The 25,392-nt window shown below is 60.4% G+C and carries 23 protein-coding genes; 14 read left to right on the top strand and 9 right to left on the bottom strand.

The window, feature by feature from the left end:
- Nucleotides 1-53: 53 nt before the first annotated feature.
- Both EFQ99_RS24150 and EFQ99_RS24145 read right to left on the bottom strand, forming a co-directional pair.
- Nucleotides 54-1,265 (bottom strand): polysaccharide biosynthesis/export family protein, encoded by a 1,212-nt coding sequence (locus EFQ99_RS24150; protein ID WP_126923732.1) that lies wholly within the window; start codon nucleotides 1,263-1,265, stop codon nucleotides 54-56.
- Between the two features lie 301 nt (nucleotides 1,266-1,566).
- Nucleotides 1,567-2,976, bottom strand: a complete 1,410-nt coding sequence (locus EFQ99_RS24145; protein WP_126923731.1) for an O-antigen ligase family protein — start codon at nucleotides 2,974-2,976, stop codon at nucleotides 1,567-1,569.
- Nucleotides 2,977-3,285: 309 nt separating this feature from the next.
- On the opposite strand from EFQ99_RS24145, the gene EFQ99_RS24140 reads away from it, so the two are divergent.
- Nucleotides 3,286-3,885: a transglutaminase-like cysteine peptidase gene (locus EFQ99_RS24140; protein WP_126923730.1), complete on the top strand. Its 600-nt coding sequence runs from the start codon at nucleotides 3,286-3,288 to the stop codon at nucleotides 3,883-3,885.
- A gap of 268 nt (nucleotides 3,886-4,153) precedes the next feature.
- Nucleotides 4,154-5,482, top strand: a complete 1,329-nt coding sequence (locus tag EFQ99_RS24135) for a UDP-glucose dehydrogenase family protein (RefSeq protein ID WP_126923729.1) — start codon at nucleotides 4,154-4,156, stop codon at nucleotides 5,480-5,482.
- 101 nt (nucleotides 5,483-5,583) lie between these two features.
- On the opposite strand, the gene EFQ99_RS24130 is transcribed toward EFQ99_RS24135, so the two are convergent.
- Nucleotides 5,584-6,375, bottom strand: a complete 792-nt coding sequence (locus EFQ99_RS24130) for a metallophosphoesterase (protein WP_126923728.1) — start codon at nucleotides 6,373-6,375, stop codon at nucleotides 5,584-5,586.
- Between the two features lie 668 nt (nucleotides 6,376-7,043).
- Here EFQ99_RS24130 and EFQ99_RS24125 point away from each other — a divergent pair.
- Nucleotides 7,044-7,262, top strand: a complete 219-nt coding sequence (locus EFQ99_RS24125; protein ID WP_245441574.1) for a KTSC domain-containing protein — start codon at nucleotides 7,044-7,046, stop codon at nucleotides 7,260-7,262.
- A gap of 121 nt (nucleotides 7,263-7,383) precedes the next feature.
- Here EFQ99_RS24125 and EFQ99_RS24120 read toward each other — a convergent pair whose 3' ends face one another.
- From EFQ99_RS24120 to ung, 3 genes are all read right to left on the bottom strand, one after another.
- The gene (locus tag EFQ99_RS24120) at nucleotides 7,384-7,995 is read right to left on the bottom strand and encodes an alpha/beta hydrolase (protein ID WP_126923726.1); all 612 of its coding nucleotides are present in this window, start codon (nucleotides 7,993-7,995) and stop codon (nucleotides 7,384-7,386) included.
- 11 nt (nucleotides 7,996-8,006) lie between these two features.
- The gene (locus EFQ99_RS24115) at nucleotides 8,007-8,939 is read right to left on the bottom strand and encodes a VOC family protein (protein WP_126923725.1); all 933 of its coding nucleotides are present in this window, start codon (nucleotides 8,937-8,939) and stop codon (nucleotides 8,007-8,009) included.
- A 133-nt stretch (nucleotides 8,940-9,072) separates the two neighbouring features.
- Nucleotides 9,073-9,774: a uracil-DNA glycosylase gene (gene ung / locus EFQ99_RS24110; protein WP_126923724.1), complete on the bottom strand. Its 702-nt coding sequence runs from the start codon at nucleotides 9,772-9,774 to the stop codon at nucleotides 9,073-9,075.
- 222 nt (nucleotides 9,775-9,996) lie between these two features.
- Here ung and EFQ99_RS24105 point away from each other — a divergent pair, with 222 nt between their 5' ends.
- The 3 genes from EFQ99_RS24105 (at nucleotide 9,997) to EFQ99_RS24095 (ending at nucleotide 13,316) form a co-directional block, all read left to right on the top strand.
- On the top strand, nucleotides 9,997-11,421 hold the full coding sequence (locus EFQ99_RS24105; protein ID WP_126923723.1) for a phosphomannomutase: 1,425 nt from the start codon (nucleotides 9,997-9,999) through the stop codon (nucleotides 11,419-11,421).
- 35 nt (nucleotides 11,422-11,456) lie between these two features.
- Complete coding sequence (locus EFQ99_RS24100; protein ID WP_126923722.1) at nucleotides 11,457-12,884, top strand: mannose-1-phosphate guanylyltransferase/mannose-6-phosphate isomerase; 1,428 nt, start codon at nucleotides 11,457-11,459, stop codon at nucleotides 12,882-12,884.
- 126 nt (nucleotides 12,885-13,010) lie between these two features.
- Nucleotides 13,011-13,316 carry a hypothetical protein gene (locus EFQ99_RS24095; protein ID WP_126923721.1) on the top strand — a complete coding sequence of 102 codons (306 nt, stop codon included), beginning with the start codon at nucleotides 13,011-13,013 and terminating at the stop codon, nucleotides 13,314-13,316.
- 52 nt (nucleotides 13,317-13,368) lie between these two features.
- Here EFQ99_RS24095 and EFQ99_RS24090 read toward each other — a convergent pair whose 3' ends face one another.
- Nucleotides 13,369-14,325, bottom strand: a complete 957-nt coding sequence (locus EFQ99_RS24090) for an endonuclease/exonuclease/phosphatase family protein (RefSeq protein ID WP_126923720.1) — start codon at nucleotides 14,323-14,325, stop codon at nucleotides 13,369-13,371.
- A 259-nt stretch (nucleotides 14,326-14,584) separates the two neighbouring features.
- Here EFQ99_RS24090 and EFQ99_RS24085 point away from each other — a divergent pair, with 259 nt between their 5' ends.
- Entirely contained in the window at nucleotides 14,585-15,601 is a 1,017-nt protein-coding gene (locus EFQ99_RS24085; RefSeq protein ID WP_126923719.1) for an NAD-dependent epimerase, read from the top strand.
- A 27-nt stretch (nucleotides 15,602-15,628) separates the two neighbouring features.
- On the opposite strand, the gene EFQ99_RS24080 is transcribed toward EFQ99_RS24085, so the two are convergent.
- Both EFQ99_RS24080 and EFQ99_RS35130 read right to left on the bottom strand, forming a co-directional pair.
- On the bottom strand, nucleotides 15,629-15,940 hold the full coding sequence (locus EFQ99_RS24080) for a hypothetical protein (protein ID WP_126923718.1): 312 nt from the start codon (nucleotides 15,938-15,940) through the stop codon (nucleotides 15,629-15,631).
- A 263-nt stretch (nucleotides 15,941-16,203) separates the two neighbouring features.
- On the bottom strand, nucleotides 16,204-16,356 hold the full coding sequence (locus tag EFQ99_RS35130) for a hypothetical protein (RefSeq protein ID WP_008535956.1): 153 nt from the start codon (nucleotides 16,354-16,356) through the stop codon (nucleotides 16,204-16,206).
- 495 nt (nucleotides 16,357-16,851) lie between these two features.
- On the opposite strand from EFQ99_RS35130, the gene EFQ99_RS24075 reads away from it, so the two are divergent.
- The 7 genes from EFQ99_RS24075 to EFQ99_RS24045 all read left to right on the top strand — a co-directional run bounded on the left by EFQ99_RS24075 (nucleotide 16,852) and on the right by EFQ99_RS24045 (nucleotide 25,301).
- Nucleotides 16,852-18,942 (top strand): phospholipase D-like domain-containing protein, encoded by a 2,091-nt coding sequence (locus EFQ99_RS24075; protein ID WP_126923717.1) that lies wholly within the window; start codon nucleotides 16,852-16,854, stop codon nucleotides 18,940-18,942.
- Between the two features lie 130 nt (nucleotides 18,943-19,072).
- Complete coding sequence (locus EFQ99_RS24070; RefSeq protein WP_126923716.1) at nucleotides 19,073-19,777, top strand: CerR family C-terminal domain-containing protein; 705 nt, start codon at nucleotides 19,073-19,075, stop codon at nucleotides 19,775-19,777.
- Nucleotides 19,774-20,787, top strand: a complete 1,014-nt coding sequence (hlyD, locus tag EFQ99_RS24065) for a secretion protein HlyD (protein ID WP_126923715.1) — start codon at nucleotides 19,774-19,776, stop codon at nucleotides 20,785-20,787. The genes EFQ99_RS24070 and hlyD overlap by 4 nt, the downstream gene beginning before the upstream one ends.
- On the top strand, nucleotides 20,784-22,541 hold the full coding sequence (locus EFQ99_RS24060; protein ID WP_126923714.1) for an ATP-binding cassette domain-containing protein: 1,758 nt from the start codon (nucleotides 20,784-20,786) through the stop codon (nucleotides 22,539-22,541). The genes hlyD and EFQ99_RS24060 overlap by 4 nt, the downstream gene beginning before the upstream one ends.
- Nucleotides 22,538-23,665, top strand: a complete 1,128-nt coding sequence (locus EFQ99_RS24055) for an ABC transporter permease (protein ID WP_126923713.1) — start codon at nucleotides 22,538-22,540, stop codon at nucleotides 23,663-23,665. The genes EFQ99_RS24060 and EFQ99_RS24055 overlap by 4 nt, the downstream gene beginning before the upstream one ends.
- Nucleotide 23,666: 1 nt before the next feature.
- Complete coding sequence (locus tag EFQ99_RS24050) at nucleotides 23,667-24,776, top strand: ABC transporter permease (RefSeq protein ID WP_126923712.1); 1,110 nt, start codon at nucleotides 23,667-23,669, stop codon at nucleotides 24,774-24,776.
- A 129-nt stretch (nucleotides 24,777-24,905) separates the two neighbouring features.
- Nucleotides 24,906-25,301, top strand: a complete 396-nt coding sequence (locus EFQ99_RS24045; protein WP_126923711.1) for a DUF1236 domain-containing protein — start codon at nucleotides 24,906-24,908, stop codon at nucleotides 25,299-25,301.
- The last annotated feature ends 91 nt before the right edge of the window (nucleotides 25,302-25,392 follow it).

Below are 25,392 nucleotides of genomic sequence, written 5' to 3'. Positions count from 1 at the left end.
GTAGATGGCCGGCTCCGATTGTTCACAATCAGCGCCGGCCCGCCTATTTCAAATCAATTTCCAAGGGACCGTACAGCGTTGCGGGTATCCTTGGTATCATCTGCTACTCCGGAAATAGTGGACGATACGGAGTTCACGATGTCAAGGAACTTGACCAATTCAACAGAGTCCGAATTGGAAATATAGATAATATCCTTGTCTTCCATCTTGAATTGCTGGGCGGCGAACAGAGTGGCCGGGTCACGAAGATTCACGCGAACGATCATCGGAACCGTCTCGCCGGCAAATCGCGACGTATCCACATGCATTGCGGCGAGCGTTTTCTTGGATTCGAGGCGATAGAGCAGGACCTGAGCCGGATCTGCGCGGTCGTCACGCAATCCGCCCGCCTTGGCGATCGCCTCCCCGAGGGTCAGATCGGATTCTTCGAAATCGAAACGTCCGCTGACGCCTGCGGCACCGAGGGCAAGGTAGGTGCGGCGCTCATGATCGACCGAGACCGTATCGTCAGGCGCGACATAGATATTTTCCGTCGGGTTTTTCAACAACGTGTTGTAGGCGACGGTCGCCGTCTTGCCGCGGCGCTGCAGCGTCACATTCGTTTCGATATTGTTGGTCGTCAAACCACCGGCGGCGGAGATGACGTCGAGAACGCGCTCGCCGGCCGGACTGATCTCGACGCGCTGCGGATTGTTGACGTCACCAAGCACGGCAACCTGACTGGAGCGGCTTGTCGTCGTGGTAATGACCACCTGCGGCTCGATGGCGCGGCTCGCCAGGCGATCCTCGATATCCTGCTCCACGACTTCCTTCAGGCGACCGGCAGCGGGAACCCGTCCCGCATAGGGAATGGTGATCGTCCCGTTTCTGTCGATGGTCTGGCTCGGCAAGGAGATGTAATTGCCGGGTCGGCTGCCGGCATCGGACGGAATGAAGAGACCGCCGGACTGCGCTTCGAAGATGGCAACCTGAACGACGTCGCCGTAACCGAGCGGAATTTCGGGCGCTCCGCCTCGACCGCCACCAAACCCCTTGAAGGAGGTTGGCTGGGGAGACGTAAAATAGGGAAGAACGTTTCTGCTGAGATCGACGAGGGCGTAATCGATGCCGACGCGACGATCCTTCGTTGTCACTTTTACCGTTGCATCTCGATCAACATCTTTGTGATCAGGACCGGATCTTGGCAAGGACGTGCAGCTTGCCAATATACTCATCAGCGCTACAACAATGGCGACGCGTGTACTACCGACAGGAAAACAACCCATAGAATAACCCGTGTTGACGCACTTTGAGCTACTGCCCCGCAATCTGACAAAATACAAGACAATCCCCGATCATAATCGCCAAAAGCCGTTTAACATTCTCTAACTGTGGCAGGTCAGCAACGCCGACCCCTTCAGCAAACGAAACGGCCCCAGCTCGACACTCTGGTGCCGGCAATAATCTAAAGGCCGCATCCGCTATAAAATTTCTTAGGTTTGAGAGTCAACCCGCAGCGCCGGGACAAGGGCATTTTCGAAAAATCTTCATAAAACCCATTCATTTAAGCCAATCATTGCTTAGGGATCACGCATATTGCCGATCCGTTTCGCTCTGGCTGCGGCCGAGGCTGATCGAGACGACGGCGCTGAGGAAGGCGGCGAAAAACACCGCGAAACCGGGGATTTGCAGCGAGAAATCGACCGCCGCGTGAAGGGCGACCAGAACCGTCGCCGCTATGCCGAGTAGGACATAGTGTCTCAGGCGCCGTCTGTCGGCGATTCCGCGCCAAAAGACCTTGGCAAGGACCGAAAAGACAAGGATTGCCGCAATCGGAAAGATGATCCCCAAGCCAAGAAATCCTTCGAGATAGAAATTGTGCGCGCGATCGAAGATGCCGAAAATCCCGCAGGCCGGATCGCGATAGGCGGAAAATACGGTCCGGAATGTCCCGAGACCCGTCCCCGTCAGCCAATGATCCGAAATGGCACGCCATATGCCTGGCAGGATGCAGAACCGATCATCGTCTTCGAGCCGCCGTTCCTGCGCACGCAAGATCGCCTGGCCGGCAAACATCGCCAGCAACACGACGACGAAGATACCGCCCGCGAGGAACTTCAGCAGCGAGCGCCATCTCGGCTCCAGCCTGAGAAACCGTCTCGAGCTGTTCCAATTGACGACAAGCCAGGGAAAATAGATGAGAGCGCCGACAAAGGTCGCGAATATGCCGGCGCGCGAATGGCTCAGCATCAGCGCGGTGAAGCATGCGCAGAGCAGCAGGACATAGATCCACGATTTCAGCAGAAGAATGTTCCGGCCCGGCTCGCCGGGCGGATATTTCGAATAGGCACGGGTAATCTCCCTGACCTGAGTCAGCATGAGCAGTACCCCAAGTCCGAGGAAAGTGGCGGCGGTATTGCGGTTGACGAAGACCGCCGTCAGGCTGTCGAGATAGGCATGTTTTTCCACGACGATCAGGATGTTGGGAAACATCGAAAACTGCAGCAGGCCGAAAACGGCGATGACGCCCGCCGAAAGCCCAAGGCCGGCAAGCACTTTTCTGGAGCGCTGATCGTTATCGCATAAGAGAAGCCCGGTCAGGAAGGTAACGAACGGCAGGGCGATCAGGAGGATCGACGCCAGCGTGTCGGCCGGCTCGACCGAGATCGCGGCGTATCGGACGCCTGCGAGATCGCGTGCGGCACCCCAGGCGGGATGCGCCAGCCAATTGAAAGGCAGCTCGATCGTCTGGATGAACGTCCAGCCCGCCAGCACGACAAGCAGAAACAAAGCGATACTGAAAACCCATCTGCTTTGTCTCGGCTCTCCAAACAGCAAAGCCGAAATGATGGCGAGGGAAAACATTCCGATCGCGGCGAAGGTGAAGGGAAAGGGCGTGACGCTGCCGAACGGAATGAGTGTCAGTATAACGAGACCAATAAAGGCAACGAGGAGAACCTCGCGCAAGACCTTCCTGTTGATAAGATTGGACAACATCAGATTTCGTTTACCAAATCAGGCGGCGATCAATCCTGCGAGACAACCGCCACGAGCCATCTCGTCATGCTAATTAAAGTTGCATATCAAGCGCTTGCATGCTAGGGTCCAGTAGAAATCCACATCGATTAAAATTGTCGCGAAAGGTTTAAATCAATCGAGACAAGCCCCGACTATGCTCCTTCAAGCAGCAGGAACGGGACAGACGTTCTGCAGCCAATACTTGGCAGATTACTAAATCGCCATGCCATTGACTGAGACAAAAGGCAAGCCTGATCTCAATCGGTTGTCCTGACGGGGATTTAAGAGATGAAGAAAACATTCGTTACACTTCTGGCACTGGCTTTTGCGGCAGGTAATGCATGCTCGGCATTTGCCGCCGGTCCCGCAGGTTTTGCCCGCGGCCTGAGCGGCAGTTCGGCGGTCAGCTATATCTCTGAAAAGGGCACGATCATTCCGCCCTTCGCCCAGGTGCTGTTCTGTGCGCAGAACCCGGCCGAATGCCGCGACAACAATGGCCTGTCGGTCGTTGCGTTGACGGACAAGGAAATGCTTCAGCTGAAGGATGTAAACAGCACGGTCAATCGGACCATGAAAGGCCGGAACGACCCTAGCAACGAACTGAACGGCGATGTCTGGAAGGTGAATGTCCGCAGCGGCGACTGCGAAGATTTCGCGCTGACCAAGCGCAGCCGGCTGATCGCGATGGGCTGGTCGTCGCGCGCATTGCGGATCGCCACGGCATACACACCCTCCGGCGAGGGCCATGCGGTGCTGGTGGTCAGAACCGACAAGGGCGACCTCGTGCTCGACAACAGGCAAAGCAGCATCAAGGACTGGCGCGATACCGATCTGCGCTGGGACAAGATTCAATCGGGAACCGACCCCTACGTCTGGTACCGGCTGTAGCAGCCGAGGCAGCGCATACACAGATTCCTCCCGTCCCGGGATTGAAGTCGAGCCGGCTCTAACGAACGGCTCGGCTTGTCATATCGCCCACACAAACCTATGTTTTTGCTGTCGATGGGATAGCCTGCAGCGTGCAGGAACGCCCAAAGCTCGACTTCCGATGTGGGTATCAGGCGATCTTCGATATTGTCTTTTCGCCCAGATTCAGTATGACGGACCCCATGCTGCGACGCAGCATGACGTTCTACTCTAATGATTTGAGGGAAATATGCGCATCACGATGATTGGATCAGGCTATGTCGGCCTCGTTTCAGGCGTTTGCTTTGCGGATTTCGGCCACGACGTCATCTGCGTCGACAAGGATCTGAGCAAGATCGAAGCCCTTCGCGAAGGCCGCATTCCGATCTATGAGCCGGGTCTCGATCAATTGGTCACCGAAAACACCAGCACCGGCCGGCTGTCCTTTTCGACGGATGTCGGCGAAAGCGTGCGTGGCGCCGACGTCGTATTCATCGCAGTCGGCACGCCGTCCCGGCGCGGCGACGGCCACGCGGATCTGTCCTACGTTTATGCGGCTGCTCGCGAGATTGCCACCTATGTCGAAGGCTTCACGGTTATCGTCACCAAGTCGACGGTGCCGGTCGGTACCGGCGATGAGGTCGAGCGTATCATGCGCGAAACCAATCCTGCCGCGGATATCGCTGTCGTTTCCAATCCCGAATTCCTGCGCGAAGGCGCCGCGATCGAAGATTTCAAGCGTCCCGACCGTATCGTCGTCGGCTTGAACGACGACCGCGCGCGCGAAACGATGACCGCGGTCTATCGTCCGCTTTACCTCAACCAGGCGCCGCTGGTCTTTACCGACCGCCGCACTTCGGAACTGATCAAATATGCGGCCAATGCATTCCTTGCGATGAAGATCACCTTCATCAACGAGATTGCAGACCTTTGCGAACGGGTCGACGCAAACGTCCAGGACGTTTCGCGCGGGATCGGTCTCGATGGCCGTATCGGCGGCAAATTCCTGCATGCCGGTCCGGGTTACGGTGGCTCCTGCTTCCCGAAGGACACGCTTGCTCTTGCCAAGACGGCGCAGGATTACGACGCTCCGGTCCGTCTGATCGAGACGACGATCTCGATCAACGACAACCGCAAGCGGGCGATGGGCCGCAAGGTCATTTCGGCCGTCGGCGGAGACATTCGCGGCAAGAAGATCGCCATCCTCGGATTGACCTTCAAGCCGAACACCGACGACATGCGTGACAGCCCGGCGATCGCCATCATCCAGACCCTGCAGGACAGTGGCGCACAAGTGATCGGCTACGATCCCGAAGGCATGGATAACGCCCGCAAGGTGATCGAGAACATCGAATATGCAAGCGGTCCTTATGAAGCCGCCGCCGGCGCCGATGCAATTGTCATCGTCACCGAATGGAACCAGTTCCGAGCACTCGATTTCAATCGCCTGAAGCAGTCGATGCGCGCTCCGGTCCTGGTCGACCTGCGCAACATCTACCGCAGCGACGAGGTCCGCAAGCACGGCTTTGCCTATACCGGCATCGGCATCAACCTCCATCAGGACGCCACCAGCGCCTGATAGACTTGTGAACCTATGATCACTGAGGCGCCGCGGGATAAATCCCGCGGCGTTTCATTTTGAGAGCACCCTTAAGGGCGGCGCATTTTGCGGGACATTTTTTAAAGGATCCCGACCCGGGTCCCCTTGATCGTCAACACGGTCAGGCGACCCGTCGCCGAAACCGCCGTGTCGATGCCGATGCGCTGCGGACCGAATGTCGGAACACGAGCCGGGGTGTGCCCGTGAATCACGAGGACGGGAAGCTGCGGCCCTTCCTCCAGGAAGGGCTGGCGGATCCACATCAGGTCGTTGTCTTTCTGCTTGTCGAGATCGATGCCCGGCTTGACGCCCGCATGCACGAAGACGACCCTTCCCATCCGCAGCATGATCGGCAGCGATTCCAGGAATTGGATATGCCGCTCGGGTATCATATTGCGTATGAGGCGCGCGATCGTTTCGTTTCCAGCCGCCGACTGCAGCAGATGCTCGATGTCGATGCCGTAGGAATTCAGCGTCTCCGACCCGGCAAAACCAAGCCATTCAAGAATGCGCGCCGGCTTGCGATAAAGCTTCACCAGTTCCGCATCGTGATTGCCGCAAAGGGCAATACGCTGGAATCCCGCCGGCGGCGCCTTGCACAGAAACTCCAGAACCGCGCTCGAATCCGGACCGCGATCGACATAGTCGCCGAGCAGAAGGATGAGTTTCGGCCCGGGGATGCGCGCGCCATCCTCCTCGATGCGGCGATGCACCTCGACGAGTTCGTTATAACATCCGTGGATATCGCTCATCGCGTAAACCGCGGCGAAGTCGCCCTCGGCAAATGTCAGCCGCCCGCGCCTGCCACGGTTGCCGGCCAGCATCGGTATCTGTTGTCGCAATGGCCCTAGATAGTTGAACATGGAATCCATTTATAAGACCGGACCGAATGCCGGTTGTCGGAACGATCCATCTCTTGTTTGTCACTGAAAAGGCAGAAGGCCCGCCGGCGGTCAAAAGAAGTTGACCCGCTGTCGGCATGACCCTTCGCCATCTGCCTTGCCACCCGCGCCACGATGAGATGAGCCGAGGCAGCGTTGATTCGTGTGAGCGGCTGTCGAATGCTGGAGATCACGGTCTCTGGATTGAGGCGCTCGCTGCCGAATCTGACCCACTCACCGGCCGAATCTGCGTCATGGCTATGCCGAGCCGCGTCGTCAGGCCCGCTCAGACAACTCACCGCTGAAGGTAAAGTTGCTGCCGCAAGGATCGACGATCTGTAATTATTCATACCTGCGAGAACACTTACGGTTGGGACGACGCTATATTTTGATTTAGGACGGTTAACCCCGCGTTAAACCGCCTGCATATCGCAATGTTCGATTGATCCACGCCTGTAGCGGCTACTGGTGAAAAACCCGCTTATGTCGGATTTCCACAGATTGGACTTCCCAAAAAGATGTATAAATCAACCATAGCGATAGCCATCACAAAAAAATGAACGTTTAAGCATATGATGCTTGACGCTCCTGTGGCACCGCATAAAGATGCTGCGTCGCGATCGTTAACGACGTTCGCGAACAGAAATCTCAGATCCTAAATTGCGGGGTGCAAAGTGGAAACTGCGGTTGATTCGAAAATGATCGAGGCCATCGCCTACGACGAAGACAGCCGGCATCTACGGGTCTACCTGACGAACGGTCAGAGACGAGAATATGAAGGCGTTCCCAAGGGGGTTGTCGTCGGCTTGACGATGGCGGAATCACCGGGGAATTTTTATATGAAGGCAATCAGGGGCAAATATCCTCCCCGTCCCTGAAGCAGGTCGCGCAAAATCGGACAGTGGTTTTCGCACGACATCATGCCCTAGTCTGTCGACCGTAACGACAGCAGCATCATTTGAGCAAGGATGCGGGACCGGCAAATGCCGGTCCCGCAAATCAGCCTCGATAATCACCGAAGAAATCGCCGACCGCATCGATCTCGAGCGGCGCAATCTCGTGGCCGCCGGGATGCCAGACCGTTCTGACCTCCGCCCCGCGGTTTTTCAGATGTTCCGACAGCGCCTCGGTCATCGGAACGGGTGCAATCGGGTCCCGCTGCCCGGCCGTTATCAGCACCTTTCGTCCGGCAAGCGCCGACTGGGCTTCGGGTTCAAACGGAATGAGCGGATGCATCAGCACCGCAGCGTCGAAGATGCCTTTTTCGATCAGCACATTGGCGAGGATGTTTGCGCCATTCGAAAAGCCGAGGCCGAGAATATGGGAAGCCCGGTATTCCCCGGCGAACGCCCTGACATAGGCCGCCATCTTCTCCGTCGCGCGTGAAAGGTCGGGCATATCGTAAACCCCCTCCCCCGTTCGGCGGAAGAACCGCGCTGCGCCATATTCGGAGACGTCGCCGCGCGGCGAGAGGATCGTCGCGTCGGGCAGCAGGCGTCGGCCGAACTCGAAGAACTGGTTTTCATCGCCGCCGGTGCCGTGCAGCACGAGAAGTATCGGTTTGCCAGGTGCACCGGCATGCAGCCGGTGCACATATCCAGTTTCGGTCATGTCGTTTCTCCTTAACCTTCAAGCGGCTGCAGATGCTGCTCGAGCAGGGCGCGAAGATGGACGTGCTGCTGCGGCAGCTTCAGGGCTTCGCCGAGATGGGCGGTATCCTCGTCGCGGTTGAAGCCGGGCTCATTGGTCGCGACCTCGAACAGCACGCCGCCGGGCGTGCGGAAATAGATCGCCCAGAAATAATCGCGGTCGATCACCGGCGTGACCTGATAGCCCGTATCCATCAGCGCCTTGCGGACTTCGAGCTGTTTTTCGCGGTTTTCGACGGCGAAGGCGACATGGTGGACGGAGCCGGCGCCGGGAAGCGCGCGGGCAATATTCGGCATGGTCTCGAGATCGATGAGATGCGCGCCGTTGCCGTCAGGCCTGATCAGCCGCTTGACGCCGTCCCTTTCCTCGGCAACCTCGTAGCCCATGAACTTCAGCAGTTCGGCCGTTGCGCCCTCATCCCTCAACCGCATGGCGACGGAGTGGAATCCGCGAATGGCGTGGTCCTCGCTGATGCCGCCATGCGTCCAGGGCTGGCGGGCATCGTCCTTGACCTCGACGAGCGCGAAACCATCCCCATCGGGACCGGAGAAATTCAGGCGCTTCTCGCCGAAGCTTTCCTCGGCCTTCAGGCCGCTGACGCCGAGCGTGGCGAAGCGGTCGCTCCAGAAACCGAGCGAGCCTTGCGGAACGGAAAACACCGTCGTGCCGACCTCGCCGGTGCCGGGACGGCCCTGCGCCATCTTCGGGAACGGGAAATAGGTCATGATCGTGCCGGGCGCGCCGGTCTCGTCACCATAATAGAGGTGATAGACATCAGGCGCGTCGAAATTGACCGTCTTCTTGACGCGGCGCAGGCCGAGCGCATTGGTGAAAAACTGGTTGTTGGTGCGGGCGTCCTCCGCCATCGACGTGACGTGGTGTAGACCCTTGATCTGACCGAGCATGTGAGACCCCTTTCTGGCCCGCCTCTGCGGGCTTTCGATGGATCATAAATGCTCGCTATCAGGCCCTTCGGAAAGAGCCGCAGACCAAAACGCATTGTTTCGTTTTAGTGAACGAGAGCCGATCGCCGTTCACTCAACCGCTATGCGGATCAGTCGGCAGCCGCCAGTCGATCGGCTCGCGCCCGTGCGACTGCAGGAAGGCATTCGCCTTCGAAAAATGCTTGCAGCCAAAAAAGCCGTTATGCGCCGAAAGCGGCGAGGGATGCGGCGCCTTGAGCACCAGGTGCCGTGCGGTGTCGACGAAGGCAGCCTTGCGCTGGGCATAAGAACCCCAGAGAATGAAGACGACGGTCTCGCATTCATCATTGACCTTGCGGATGACGGCATCGGTAAAGCGTTCCCAGCCCTTCCCCTGATGGGCCGCCGCTTGGCCCTCCTCGACGGTCAGCACGCTGTTCAAGAGCAGCACACCCTGCCTTGCCCAATGTTCGAGAAAACCGTGCCGCGCCGGCGCGATGCCGAGATCGGTCTCCATCTCCTTGTAGATATTGACGAGCGAGGGCGGTATGCGCACGCCCGGCCGGACACTGAAGCACAACCCATGCGCTTGCCCGAGGCCGTGATAAGGGTCCTGGCCGAGAATGACCGCCTTGACCTGGGTGACCGGCGTCAGATCAAGCGCGCGGAAATATTCGCTGCCCTTGGGGAATATCTGCTTGCCGACCTGCTTCTGTGCGACGAGAAAGGATTTGAGCTGCTGCATGTAGGGGCTTGAAAACTCCCCCTCCAGCGCAACCTTCCAGCTCTCCTCGAGACTGACTGACGTATCGCTCATCGGCAAACCCTCAGCATGTGACGAAACAACGGACACATGCTTCTAGCAAAATAGCCCGGCGCCGCAATGCCGGTCAGCCGGGCAAGGGTCTATGCCTCTGAATTCAGCGGAGAAGATCGCCAAAGTCAGTCGTCCGTGTTTAACTATATGTGACCTTCGGTATTTACGCCGGCAGACGGCCTGAGTAGAAACTAGATCGTGTAATCGGAGCCATGTCTTCATATGAAATTCGGCACGAGCGGCCTTCGCGGACTTTCAGTCGATCTCAAGGGACGCGCCTCCGCCCTCTACGCGACTGCGTTCGGCAAATACCTGCTGCAGACCGGCAAGGCCCAGACCGGCGACGTCATTCTGATCGGCCGCGACTTTCGCGATTCGAGCCCTGAAATTTCCGGGAATTGCGCCGGTGCGCTGGCCTCGCTTGGCTTCCGGATCTTTGACTGCGGCAACGTGCCGACACCAGCCCTTGCCCTTTATGGCCTCGAAAGCAACGCCGCCTGCCTGATGATCACAGGCTCGCACATCCCGGCGGACCGCAACGGCATCAAATTCTATCGCCCCGATGGCGAAATCGATAAATCGGATGAGGCAGCCATCACCGCTTTGGCGGGCGAGATCGAGCGAAGCGGCGAAGCGGTGGTCCATGACCCTGCGGAGACGCAGGAGCGTGAGGCGATCTGCCGGCAGCTGTTTTTCGAGCGCAACGCGGCCCTGCTGCCGCAAGGCGCGCTCTCCGGCCTGAAGATCGGCGTCTACCAGCACAGCACCGTCGCCCGCGATCTCCTGGTCGACGTCCTCGCCCATTACGGCGCCGAGGTCACCCCTCTTGGCCGTTCGGAAAGCTTCATTCCCGTCGACACCGAAGCCGTTTCCGACGAGACGATCGCGCTGATGAAGCGCTGGGTTGCCGATCACAAATTCGATGCGATCGTCTCGACCGATGGAGACGGTGACCGCCCGCTGGTCGCCGACGAAACCGGCACGCCGCTGCGCGGCGATCTTCTCGGCCTCGTCGCAGCCAATTTCCTCGGCGCCGGCACTGTCGTGACGCCCGTCACCTCCAATTCGGGAATCGAAGCAGCCGGTTCCTTCGCCGTCAGGCGCACCCGCGTCGGTTCGCCCTTCGTCATATCAGGCATGGAAGAGGCTGTGGCCGCAGGCGGCGATCACGTCATGGGCTTCGAAGCCAATGGCGGCCTGCTGACGGGAACTCCTTTCGATATCAACGGCCGCAACGTGCGCGCCTTGCCGACACGCGATTGTTTTATCCCGATGCTGGCGATCCTGTCGCTCTCCGCCATTCGCAGAGAGCCGCTTTCGGCCATATCAGCCTCCTACCATCTTCCCTTTGCCGCAGCCGACCGTCTGGAGAATTTTCCCGTCGAGACGAGCGCGGCGTTGATGGCGCATCTGCGCGCCTCAGCTGAAAATCTTTCCGCCTTCCTCCAGCCGATCGGCGAGGTAGCGGCAAAATCCGACATTGATGGCCTTCGGGTGACGCTGAGCGACGGGGGAATCATCCATTTCCGCCCGTCCGGCAATGCGCCGGAGATGCGCTGCTATGTCGAGTCCAAGAGCGAAACCGCAGCGCTGGATCTGCTGAAGGCAGGGCTCGGCCGAATAAAAGAGTGGGCAGGTGCCCGATAAACATGCGACGAACACGTAATTCGAGGAAACCGCCTATGACGCAGAAAATCGTTCCCGTGATCATGGCCGGCGGCAAAGGCACGCGGCTCTGGCCGCTTTCCCGTTCCACCGCGCCGAAGCAATTCATCCAGTTCGTCGGCGACAAGACGCTGTTTCAGGCAACCCTCGAACGCGTTTCCGATTCCGCGCTTTATCAAGCTCCGATCGTCGTCACCAATGAGGATTTCCGCTTCCTCGTCGCCGAGCAGGCCCGCGAGCTTGCCATTCCGCTGGCCGCCGTGCTGCTCGAGCCGGTCGCCCGCAACACCGCGGCAGCTGTCGCCGCCGCCGCGACGCTGACCGGTGAACTCTTCGGCAAGGACACGATCATTCAGATGCTCGCCTCGGATCACGAGATCCTCGCCGACAAGAGCTATTTCGATTGTATCCGCATCGCCCGCGATGCCGCAGCCGACGGCAAGCTCGTCACCTTCGGCATCAATCCGACCGAGCCGGCGACCGGTTATGGCTATATCGAGATCGGCGAGGCGCTCAAAAACGGTGCCCACAAGGTCAGCCGCTTCGTGGAGAAGCCTGCGCTTGAGAAAGCCGAGCAGATGCTTGCCGACGGCGGCTTCTACTGGAACTCCGGCATCTTCATGTTTCCGGTGACGGAACTCATCGCCGAACTGGAGGAATATGCGCCTGACGTGCTGAAGGCTGCAAGCAAAGCGGTTTCCAAGGCAACCCGCGACCTCGACTTTACCCGCCTCGATGCCGACCATTTCGCCAAGTGCCCCGACATCTCCATCGACTATGCGATCATGGAGAAGACCTCCAAGGCCGCCGTTGTCCCCTCACCGTTCCGGTGGTCGGATATGGGAAGCTGGGACGCCGTCTGGAAATCGGGCAAACGCGACGACAACGGCAATGTCGCCGCAGCCAATACAACAGTCGTCAATACCCGCAATTCGCTCGTCATGACCCATGGCGTGCATCTGGCCGTCCAGGGCATGGACGATGTCGCAGTCATTGCCAGCGAGGACGCCGTCTATGTCGGACCGCTGAAAGACAGCCAGAATGTCGGTCAATTGGTCAAGGTGCTGGCCTCTTCCTCCGCTACCGCGAAATTTGCCGAAACTCACCCGACATCCTACCGCCCCTGGGGCGGCTACACATCGATCCTCAACGGCGACCGTTTCCAGGTAAAGCGCATCTTCGTCACGCCGGGCAAGAAGCTTTCGCTGCAGAAGCACCACCACCGCTCGGAACACTGGATCGTCGTCAAGGGAACGGCCGAGGTGACGGTCGGCGAGAGCGTGCGAATGCTGCGTGAGAACGAAAGCGTCTATATCCCGCTCGGCGAAGTCCACCGCCTCGCCAATCCCGGCAAGATTCTCCTCGAACTCATCGAGGTGCAGACCGGCTCCTATCTCGGCGAGGATGACATCATCCGCATCGTCGACGAATTCGGAAGAACCTGAGACAGACAGCTGAAACGGCGGGCCGAACGGCCCGCCGCTGCGGCATGGCCACCGCCCCTGTTGAATTCCCTCTCGGGAATCTCGTAGAATGAACGTGCCGACAGACCTGACAGGAGATGTCCCCTGATGCGTACCCTGCCCGCCCTCGCCGGCTTTCTTTCGATCATGCTTCCGGTAATGGCCTTTGCCGGAAATCCGAGCATGCGCGCTGCAAGCGAGTCGGAAATTCGTAACCACCTGCCGGGCTCGACCGAGCTGAAAGAGGGCAAAAACGGCTACGAATATCGCGAGGGCAACAAGAACGGCTATAAGATCGACAATGGTCAGGTCTGCGTGCTGTTTCCCGACAAGTCGACCGACTGCGTCAGCGTGAAAACCGACGGCAAGAACTTTCAGATGATCGACAAGAAGGGCGGCCGGACGAAATTCTGATCGCCCATGCGGATCTGACCTTGTCCCGAGGCTGATTGCTGCTCGGGAAAGGTCAGTTCGCCGATGAAATTTTCCCGCTGCCATCGAGAACGAATTCGGCGATCAGGCCGGAATGGTTCGAGCCGAGGCTGTCTTCGAGGCGCTTCAACGACGTCAGGTGGAGCGGCGCGCGCGCAAATATATGGTCGATGGCGATCCCGAGCGCGCCGACGCCGCTTGGCCATGTGGCCGGTTCGGGCGCGATCGTCTTCAGCTTCTGTTCGCGCAGGAAGCCCTGAATGCTCGGGGCAATCGCCGACGAATTGAAATCACCCGCCAGCACCAGAGGCCCCGAGATCGGACGAAGCGCCTTGCCGAGATCTTCCAATTCGCCCATCTGGTAATCGTCGAAATAGGGTTTGGACAGGTGCGCCGACACCAGATTGACGGTTTGCCCGCCGAACTCGACGCTCGATATGACCAGCCTGTCTTTGCGCAGGCTGCCGATGCTGGCGACCTGCCGCATCACGAACGGGCGTTTGGACAGCACCAGCGTATCGCAGCTGTCTTTGCCGTGGTCGCAGCCGATATGGTAGGGATAGGCCTTGAACAGTTGCTGCAGATGAAATGTCAGCGGCTTGGCTTCGAGCAGATTGACGACATCGGCGTTGGAAGCGATCACCATGTCGGTGATGGCAGTCGAGTTTTTCCAATTGTCGATCGCCACATTGAACGACATCAGCCGGAAAATCGGCGGTGCGTCCGCCACTCTCTCGCCTTCCGAAAACTCGCGCAGCATGATGAACCCGTGAGCGACGAGAAGAATCGAGACAAGCAGCAGGAAAAAGCCGTAGGCGTGCCGTCTGACGGCGAGAATGACGATGCTGGCGGCGACGAACACGACGCCCAGATGAATCTGGAAGCTGTACACGAAGGTCAGCAGCCAGAAGTTCGTGACATAACGCAGCGACACGATTGCAATGGCAAGGGTCACAAAGGCCGAGAGAATCCAATAAATTATGTTTCTCATCGATCCCGGTTCCGCTTGCAGACGACTGGCCGGCCATAACATGCAGGCAGCGATGGTGCAATGCAGCATAATGTCCGCAAGCGAGGACCTTGCCGTCATCCTGGGAAACTGGCGCCGGACGGGCCGGCAGCGGCAGCCCCTCCGCTGCAGGCCTTCTCTTTCAAAGGCCTATCGACTCGGCCTCTTCTTATCTTGTAAGTGAGGTCACGTAATACGGAATCGGCTCTTTGCCGTCGGCAGGAGCCGAGAAAAGGTGGGAATGCGCTACTTCATTACAGGCACTGCCGGCTTCATCGGTTTTCATCTAGCCAGGCGCCTGCTGCAGGAAGGGCATGAGGTGACGGGCTTTGACGGCCTCACTCCCTATTACAACGTCAAGCTCAAGGAGATGCGCCACGCCGCGCTCTCCCAGTTTCCCGCCTTCAAACCGGTCATCGCGATGCTCGAGGACCGGCCGGCGCTGGAAGCGGCCGTTCTCGGCGCCAAGCCCGACGTCCTGATCCACCTCGCCGCCCAGGCCGGCGTGCGCTACAGCCTGGAAAATCCCGAGGCCTATATCCATTCGAATGTCGAAGGCTCGTGGAACATCATGGAAATCGCGCGGCGCGTCGAAATCCGCCATCTGATGCTCGCCTCGACCTCATCGATCTACGGCGCCAATGCGACCGTCCCCTTCCACGAGACCGACCGCGCAGACGAGCCGCTGACCATCTATGCCGCGACGAAGAAATCGATGGAGCTGATGGCGCACAGCTATGCCCATCTTCACAAGATCCCGACGACGGCCTTCCGCTTCTTCACCGTCTACGGCCCGTGGGGCCGGCCCGACATGGCACTGTTCAAATTCGCCAAGAACATGCTCGAAGGCCAGCCGATCGAGATTTACGGCGAAGGCAATATGAGCCGTGACTTCACCTATATCGACGATCTCATCGAAGCGATCGTCCGGTTGTCGGCCATCCCCCCGGCTGAGGAAAATCGTCTCGATAACGTGGCTGTCGAAACGCTGTCGCGCCAGGCGCCCTTCCGCATCGTCAATATTGGCGGCGGCCAGCCGGTCAGCCTGATGGATTTCGTCGAAACGGTGGAAAAGGCGCTCGGCCGTCCTGCCATCCGCAAGATGCTGGCGATGCAGAAGGGCGATGTGCCGCGCACTTTCGCCGCCCCCGATCTGCTCGTCGCGCTGACGGGATATAAGCCTGATACAACACTGGATGTCGGCGTCAGGGCCTTCGTCGAGTGGTATCTCGACGTACGCGGCGAACTGAATACCTAAAACATGTCACGCTAAAGCGTGCACGCTTTAGCGGAGAAACGTGACCGCCTGCACTGCGTCGATTGCCGTCGAAATCACATAGTCGATGGCAACCGTCAGGCCCTTCGAATAGGCATTGATCTCGCCCTCGCCTTCGACCGCAGCCGGGCTGCGCAGCACGAGGGGAACGCCTGGGCGTACGAAACCGGCGCGCGTCATCAAGGGAACCTCGGGCGAGCGGCCGATGGCGGAAGTGTACATCAGATCGCGGGCAAGGCTGGCGGGCCCCATCGCGAAGGCCGGGCTGGCAGCCGCGGTGATGGTCAGGCTCAAGGCGATGGCGGCAAGAGTTTTCTGCATGTCGAAGTCCCCGTTCTCGGATCTGCGGGCTTCGCTTCGCCCGGCTCCAAGCGATCGAGGCGTCTGTCCACGCTTCGGCCGCTTTCATGAGAACACTCTACACGTCAGTATTTGCAGGGCTTTTAAGCCGATCGTTCAAATTTTACGAAATTTGACTTTCTGTCCCGGATCTCCGGTCGCGCAGGCAAAAACGCGATCGTCAGCCTCGGAGGTTGACGCCGCGGCATCGGTGAAATGTCGATCAACGGAGGCCGCATCGCACTCTAAAGAATGCGATCCAGCTTCTTGTTGATGTGCAGGTTCGGCATCAATCCCGCGCTCTGCGCGGCATGATAGGATTCCCGGGCCGCATCGAAAGAGATCGACCACATAATGGCGCTCAGCAGGAACGCGATGATATAGATTTGGATACGCATCAGCCTTGGGGTAGGGAAAGAGAAAGGCAGTTTTGTGTCAAAAAATGACCGCTAAACTAGAAAAAATGGCAGGATTTCTGCCCCGTAGTAACCTGCTCGGACACGTTAGTATCGTCAAAATTAGCGATATTGCATCTGCTGCCTGTTAGCAGCCGACCCCAAGGCTTGGTGCCTCTTCCCACCCCGAGAACCCTCAGAGGTCCGTTCCCCACGGAGCTCTTTGCCTTGTCTTCCATCCGCACCAAGCCGCCGGGCGCCCAATCTTGGCCGATATCGGTCAAATCGCGAGAGATCATGCACGCCCGGTGACGGATGTCACGTTACTTTAGTATCGTCTGCCTATATGTATTGAGAGGCGCGCAACCGACGATAGAGTCGGGTAGAGGCCAGCATGCCCGCAAGGCAATTGCCGCCTGCAAGGACGGCATATCAGGCGCATGCGCGCTTTACGGCGGACGCAATCATGGTCAGGGCATCAACACATGGGAGGCGTGCATGGGAAGGATTACCAAGGCGGGCGCATGGTGCAATGGCGAGGTTGCCTACCTCGCCTGGACGGCTGACGGCCCGATTGCCGATTGTCTCGGCTTCATGATTACCCGCGTTCACGAAACCGGACCGGAAGCCGGCGCCCGGCGCATTCTGCCGACCTGGATCGCCTTCACGGACCAGTCGAATCCCGACTGGCTGGAACAGGACAGTTCGGTCTGGCCGATCCAGCAATATCAGTGGCGCGACCTGACGCTGCGCCGCTCCCGCGATGAAGCGAGTGTGCGGCCGATCGATTTCAGGATCCATTACGAGATTACGCCGGTCGGTCTTGCCGGCCCCGGCCGGACGCAGGTCCCCGTCTCTGCCACCGCCCCCTTTCGCGACGAAAACGGCAAGCCGCGTTACCAAGGCGCGCAGCGGCCGCTTTTCATTCTGGATCAACCCTTCAAGACCGACAGCATTGACGTCACTCATGATTTCCCCAGCGGTGGCGCCATCAAGGCAACCTATACCAACGGCATTCTGTCGACGCAGAACCTGGTGCGCCAGTTGGAGAAGGTGCAGGGCGTGAAGCCGAAGAATGTTGCGCCAGGTCCGGCGACGCGCGTCACCGAAGGCCTGCTGAAGACGCTGAAGGCGCATATCCCCAAAAAGAACGATCCGATCCGCCTGTTCCTGACCGCCGACGTGCTGAGCTTCCTGACGATGCTGATTGATCGCGCCGAGAAGGGAAATGGCGAACTTTATCTCGCGCTCTACGAATTGCACGATCCCGAGTTGATTGAGCGGCTGACGGCGCTCGTCAAAACAGGCAAGGCGCATGTGATCCTCTCCACCTCGGGCTCGACAGACCTCAACAAGGACGGCGACCCGCCGCCAAGGAAGCCTGTTGTCTGGGATACCGGCAACCACGACGCCCGCGTCGGCCTTCATGCCGTCGCACCCTCGGCAGATCGTGTGCAGGATCGCCTTTTCAACAACAACAGCCATATCGGCCACAATAAATTCGCCGTCTATGTCGAAGGCGGCGTCGCCCGCACGGTGATGACCGGCAGCACCAACTGGACGGAAACCGGCCTCTGCACCCAGTCGAACAATGTCATCCTGATCGAAGACGAGAATGTCGCGGCTCGCTTCCTCGCCTATTGGAAGCTTTTGCGGGACGATCCGCAGCCTGTCGGCGTGCCTCTGACCGTTTCCAACCACGGCGAGACCGCCGAAGGTTTCGCGGCGAGCAAAGGCGTTCAAGGCACGGTGTTACGCCAGGCGAATGCCGCGCCGGCGGTGCCGATGACGCTGAAGGACGGCAAGACCACCGTCGAAATCCTGTTTTCGCCCAATACCAAGGCGCCGACCAAAAACAAGACCTCGCCGACGCCCGTCGACCTGAGTCGCGTCTATTCGCTGATGGAACATGCCGACAGCGCCATCCTGTTCCTTACCTTCTATCCCGGCGTGCGCGGCGAACAGAACGTCATCGGCCAGGCGGCTGAAGCTGCCGCCACGCGGCCGGATCTGCTCGTCCAGGGCGCAATCAGCAATCCGGCGGCCCTGCCGCCGGCAAAACCCGGCGAACCCACGACCTATACGCGGCCGGACGGCACGACCAAGGATCTGCCCGAGCGGGCGATCTGGTGGCCGGGCGGCGATGACGGTCGCGTCGTCATGGTGCGGGCGGCGGCGATCTCTACCCAGTTCGGCGATCTCCGTCCCGAATTGCTGAGCGCTGGCCATGCGATCATCCACGACAAGATCATCGTCATCGATCCGCTCCACCCCGACAATTGCACCGTCATCACAGGCAGCCATAATCTCGGTTACAAGGCCTCCTATCAGAACGACGAGAACCTGCTGATCGTTCGCGGCAACCAATCGCTCGCCGTCGCCTATGCGATCCACATCCTCGACGTCTATGACCACTACGTCCTGCGCGCCAAGCTGCAGGAAGAGCTGCGCCAGTCGCTGATTAAGACAGGCTTGCCGCCGAAGGCGGATTCCGGGGGTGGTTTCCTCAACACCAAGGCCAGCTGGCAGGGCCGGTGGTTCGCTCCCGCCCAAGGCCCGTCGAGCCGGAATTATTTCCTCGGTCTCTGAGTTGCAGCATCGGCCGATTGAAGAGAGGGCCTCCGGACAACGGACGCCCTCTTTTTCGTTCGCCACATTTCCTCGCGGCCGAATATATCAATCGATTGACTGATTTTGCGATTGATGTTATAAAACCGTCATGACCCAGCAACATGACAATCAAACCCCACCGGGCTCCGCCCGCGCCGAAGCCGCGCGCCAGAAGATGCTGACCGCCGCTCTCGACGTCTTCGGACGCTACGGATTCGACGGCGCCTCGACGCGCCAACTGACCGAAGCGGCCGGCGTCAACCTGCAGGCAATCCCCTATTATTTCGGCAGCAAAGAAGGCCTCTACATCGCCACCGCCGAATATCTGATGATGCGGATCGACACGCATGTCAGCGGCATGAGGGCGCGCATCGGCGCACATCTCATGGCCCTCGACGCGGCCGGCAAGCCGCTTGGCGAAGCCGACGCCCGCCTCCTCCTGACCGAAGTTCTCCAGACCATGGTGACGCTCTTCGTCGCCAAGGAATCCGAGCCCTGGGCGCGCTTCCTGATCCGCGAGCAGATGGAGCCGACCGAGGCTTTCAAGCGCGTCTATCAGGGCATCATGCGGCCAATGATCGAAATGGGCCGGCGCCTGGTCGGCGCCATTCTTGGCGAGGACCCGACGTCCGAGCATGTGCGCCTGCGCACATTCAATCTCGTCGGCAGCATCCTCATCTTCCGCTTCGCCCGTGCGGCCGTTCTCGCCCAGATGGAATGGGATACTTTCGGCCCGAAACAGGTGGAACTGTTGCGCGGCCTCGCCGCCGAACTGGTCGATGTCATCGGCCCGTCGAAAGGAGGTGCGGCATGAAACGCATCCTTCCCCTCGCCATTCTTCTCCTCGTGGCGGCAGGTGCCGCCGCCTGGTGGTACGGCCTGCCCGAAAAGCTCGGCTGGTTGCCGGAAGCCCGCAACGAATTCGTCCTTTATGGCAATGTCGATATCCGCCAGGTCTCGCTCGGCTTTCGCGTCAGCGGTCGCCTCTCCGAACTCGGCGTAGATGAAGGCGATGTCGTCAAAAGCGGAACGGTCCTGGCGAAGCTCGACGCCGCACCTTATGAATTCGCCGTCCGCTCCGGCGAGGCCAATGCCGCGGCTCTTCGCGCAACGCTCGACAAGCTGAAAGCCGGCCCGCGCCCGACGGAGATCGCCCAGGCCCGCGCCGCCTATGACGAAAGCCTCGCCGATCTCCAGAATGCCAACCTTGCCTATGACCGCGCCCGCCAGCTTCGTCCGCAAGGCACGATTTCCGAGGCAAGTCTCGATCAGGCGACCGCCGCAAAGGCGATGGCCGCCGCACGCTCCCAGTCCGCCAACGAGGCGCTGAAGCTGCTTGAGGAGGGTTCGCGCGCGGAGGATATCGCCGCAGCCGACGCACAGGTGAAGGCGGCCGAAGCAACGCTCGCCTCGGCCCGCACCTCGCTCGCCGATACGGAGCTGCGCGCCCCGAACGACGGCGTCATTCTCTCCCGGGTGCGGGAGAACGGCGCGATCGTCTCGCCGGCCGATACCGTTTTCGTACTGTCTCTGGCCGAGCCCGTCTGGGTGCGCAGCTATGTCGCCGAACCGGATCTCGGCCGCATCCATCCCGGCATGAAGGTATCCGTCGCCTCCGATACGGCGCCGGATAAGCCCTATGAAGGCACGATCGGCTTCATTTCGCCGGTCGCCGAATTCACCCCGAAATCGGTGGAAACGCCGGAGCTCAGGACCGACCTCGTCTATCGCCTCAGGATCGTCATCGACAAGCCCGGCCCGGATCTGCGCCAGGGCATGCCGGTCACTGTGCGGCTTTCCGCACCGACGGCAGGCGGACGATGAACGCCGCCGAAACCGCCCCCCCGACAGGTTTGGACGACAAGGCGCTCGTCCGGATCGACGGCGTCACCAAGCGCTTCGGTGATGCGCCACCCGCTCTTGATGCCGTCTCAGGGACCATCGGCGGCGGTGCGATCACCGGCCTCGTCGGCCCCGACGGCGCCGGCAAGACGACGCTGATCCGCCTGATGACCGGCCTGATGCTGCCGGACGCTGGAACAATGGAGGTTCTCGGTTTCGACACCAGGAAGAATGCCGCCGGCATCCAGGCGGCGATCGGCTACATGCCGCAGCGCTTCGGCCTCTATGAGGACCTGTCGGTACAGGAAAACCTCGATCTCTATGCCGATCTGCGCGGCCTGCCGAAGAGCGAACGCGCGGCCGCCTTCGACGAGTTGCTGACCTTCACCGACCTCAAGCGTTTCACCGGCAGGCTCGCCGGGAAGCTTTCCGGCGGCATGAAGCAGAAGCTCGGCCTTGCCTGCGCGCTTCTGAAGAAGCCGCGCTTGCTGCTGCTCGACGAGCCGGGCGTCGGCGTCGATCCGATCTCGCGCCGCGACCTCTGGAAGATGGTCGAGAATCTGACGAGGGAAGGCATCGGCGTGCTGTGGTCGACCGCCTATCTGGACGAGGCGGAGGCCTGCGACCACGTGCTGCTGCTCAATCAGGGAAAACTGCTCTTCTCGGGCAAGCCGATGGAGATGACCGAGCGCGTCGACGACCGGGTCTTCAGGGTATCCGGCGTCACCGGCCGCCGCCGGCAGGTGCTTGCCGAACTCCTTGAGGCCGACGGCGTCATCGACGGCGTGATCCAGGGCGAGGCGATCCGTCTGGTCGCAGCCAGAGACAAGAAACCTGACATTGCCAAAGCCGGTGACGGCGCAGCCCTTGCCCCTGCCCCGCCCCGCTTCGAGGACGCCTTCGTCGATATGCTGGGCGGCGGTCCCGGCGGCCGCTCCAGGCTTGCCGAGGCGCAGGCGCCGCTTAAGGCCGCGGGCGACCGGCCGGTGATCGAGGCCAAGGGGCTGACCAAGCGCTTCGGCGATTTCACCGCCGCCGCCGACATCAGCTTCGATATCCGCCGCGGCGAGATTTTCGGCCTGCTCGGCCCGAATGGTGCCGGCAAATCCACCACCTTCAAGATGCTCTGCGGCCTGTTGAAACCGACCGGCGGCGAGGGCCGCGTCGCCGGCTTCGATTTGCGCCGCGATGCCGCCGAAGCCCGCAACCAGCTCGGCTACATGGCGCAGAAATTCTCGCTCTATGGCGATCTCACCGTCATGCAGAACCTCGAATTCTTCGCCGGCGTCTATGGCCTTCGCGGGCAGCGCCGGCGCGAGCGCATCGACCTGATGACCGGCATTTTCGATTTCGGCCACCACGCCCGCAAAGCCGCCAAGGATCTGCCGCTCGGCCTCAAGCAGCGCCTGGCGCTTGCCTGCGCCGTCATGCACGAACCGCGCGCCCTCTTCCTGGACGAGCCGACATCGGGCGTCGATCCGATCACCCGGCGCGAGTTCTGGACGCATATCAATGCACTTGTGGAAAAAGGCGTCACCGTGCTCGTCACAACCCATTTCATGGACGAGGCGGAATATTGCGACCGCATCTCGCTGATCTATCGCGGCCGCTCGATCGCGCTCGGTTCGCCTGATGAGTTGAAAGCCCGGGTCGCGACGAAAGAGCAGCCGGACCCGACGATGGAGGATGCTTTCATCGCCCTGGTCCAGCAATCGGAAGCGGAGAATGCCGCATGAACGCCTCTTCCAGCCGGCTTCGGCGTCTCTCAGCCCTCGTGCGCAAGGAAAGCTTCCAGGCGATCCGCGATCCGAGCAGCATCCTCATAGCCTTCGTCCTGCCTCTGATCCTGCTCTTTCTCTTCGGCTACGGCGTTTCCCTCGATACCACCCGCACCCGTATCGGCCTTGTGACCGAAGAGATGACGCCGCTGACGCAGGACCTCGCGGCCAGTTTCCAGGCCTCGCGTTATTTCGACGTGGTGATCGGCCGCGACCGGCGCCTGTTCGAGGAAGATCTCGTGCTCGGCAGGGTGCGCGGCATCGTCGTCATCCCGGCCGATTTCACCACCCGCTACACCGCCGCCAACCATCCCTTGATCCAGGTGATCGTCGACGGTTCCGACCCGAACACGGCAAATTTCGTGCAGAACTACGCGCAAGGCGCCGTTGCCAACTGGGAGCGGCAAAGGCAGGCGGACGTCGCCTCCCACAGCCCCGCCATCTCGGTCGAGCAGCGCTTCTGGTTCAATCCGGAGCTGACTAGCCGTAATTTCCTCGTGCCGGGCTCGATCGCCATCGTCATGACTCTGGTCGGCACGCTGCTGACCTCGCTCGTCGTCGCCCGCGAATGGGAGCGCGGCACCATGGAAGCGATGATGGCGACGCCGGTGACGGCGGTCGAGCTGCTCGCCGGCAAGATCCTGCCCTACTTCCTGCTCGGCCTCACCTCCATGACGCTCTGTGTGCTGCTGGCGGTCTTTCTCTTCGGCGTGCCGTTCCGCGGTTCGGTCGCGGCCCTCTACGCTTTGTCGGCCGCCTTTCTGATCCCGGCGCTCGGCCAGGGCCTGTTGATCTCGACGGCGACGAAGAACCAGTTCCTCGCATCGCAGCTGGCGCTGATCTCTGCCTTCCTGCCGGCCTTCCTGCTGTCGGGCTTTCTTTTCGAGATCAACTCCATGCCCGAGGTCATCCAGTGGATCACCTTCATCGTGCCGGCGCGTTACCTGATCCCCAGCCTGCAGACGGTGTTCCTCGCCGGCGACATCTGGCCGATGTTCGGCCGGGCGATCTCCGTCATGCTGACGATCGGCGCCATCATGTTCATGCTTGCCGCCCGCAGCACAAGAAAGAGGATCGGCTGAGATGTGGACAAGGCTCTACGCCCTGATCGTCAAGGAACTGCTCGCCGTGCTGCGCGATCCCAAGGGCCGCGCCATCCTGATAGGCCCGCCGATCGTCCAGCTTCTCGTCTTCTCCTATGCTGCGACGCTTGAGGTCCGCAATGTCGACGTGATGATCCTCAACCGCGACAGCGGCCATTGGAGCCAGGAACTGATCGAGCGTATCCACGGCTCGCCGACCTTCCGCAACATCGAAATCGCCGCCAGTCAGGCCGAAGTCCAGGTGGCGATCGATAACCAGACCGTCATCGCCGCCGTCGAGATCGGCCCGGAGTTTTCGCGCAATATCGAGGCGGGAACGCCGGCCGACCTGCAGGTCGTGCTCGACGGCCGCCGCTCCAACGCCTCGCAGATCGTCGCGGGTTACCTCTCGCAGATCGGCGCGTCGCTTGCCGCCGAGACGCCGGCGGGCAAGCGCTCCGGCACCGGCATGGTCTCATCCGTGCCCCGCAACTGGTTCAACCCAAACCTCACCTACCAATGGTTCATGGTGCCGAACCTGATCGCCAGCATCGCGCTGCTGATCGGCCTGATCGTCACAGCCCTGTCGATCGCCCGCGAGCGCGAACTCGGCACCTTCGACCAGTTGATGGTCTCGCCGCTGCGCATGCACGAAATCCTGATCGGCAAGCTGATCCCGCCGATGATGATCGGCCTCTTCCACATCACCGTCTATATCCTGGCTGCCGTCTTCCTCTTCGAGGTGCCGCTGCGCGGCTCGCTCTTCCTCCTTTATGGCAGCGCGATCTTCTATTTGGGCTCGGTGGCCGGTCTCGGCCTCTTCATCTCGGCGCTGTCGATGACGCAGCAGCAGGCGATCCTCGGCGCCTTCCTGTTCATGGTCCCGGCCATGCTGCTCTCGGGCTTTGCGACGCCGATCGAGAACATGCCCAGCTGGCTGCAGCCGATCACCCTCATCAACCCGCTGCGCTATTTCCTGGTGATCGTCAAAGGCGTTTTCTTGAAGGATATCCCCTTGAGCGAGGTCGTGAACCAGACGATCCCGCTGGCGCTGATCGCCGCCTTCACGCTCACCGCCGCCGCCTGGCTCTTCCGCCGGCGGCTGGAATAAGGCCTTTCCCGCGAGCGCTTCGGCCACCTCACATAATGTGAACCGGGCTTCCAAAGCGTGATTCTCCTGCCGGAACCTCGGACTGGCGCGGTCGTTACCCAAACGCAACCCCAGCAAAGGAGAAGCAAAATGTACAAGATCCTACTTGTCTCCAGCGCCCTTGCGCTGTCGTCATTTGCAACCAACGCCCTGGCTGATGGAGCCGTGACCGGCGCTGCCGGCGGCGCCATCACCGGCGCAATCGTCGGTGGTCCCGTAGGTGCTGCCATCGGCGGCGTAGCCGGCGGTGTCGCCGGTGCCGTGATCGATCCGCCGCCGCGCGAGGTCGTCACTTACGTTCAACAGCAGCCCGCCCCGACCTCCCGCGTGGTCGTCGAGCAGCCGATCGTCGTCGGCAAGCCGCTTCCGGCTGATGTCGTCGTGACGCCGGTGCCGGACAATCCGAAATATGCCTACACGGTTATCAACAATCGCCACGTGATTGTTGAACCCCGCACCCACCGCGTCGTGCAGGTGATTGAATAAACAAGCGGCCGAGACCACTTGCGGCGGCTCGGCCAACTCAGGCCCCGCTTCGGCGGGGCCTTTTTTCGTGCGCTTGCGGCAGCACTAACCT

Origin of the sequence: Rhizobium vallis, from assembly GCF_003985155.1 — a bacterium.
Taxonomy (GTDB): Bacteria; Pseudomonadota; Alphaproteobacteria; order Rhizobiales; family Rhizobiaceae; genus Rhizobium; species Rhizobium vallis.
Note: the sequence above shows the minus strand (reverse complement) of the source record. Positions and strands in the feature narration are given on the sequence as shown.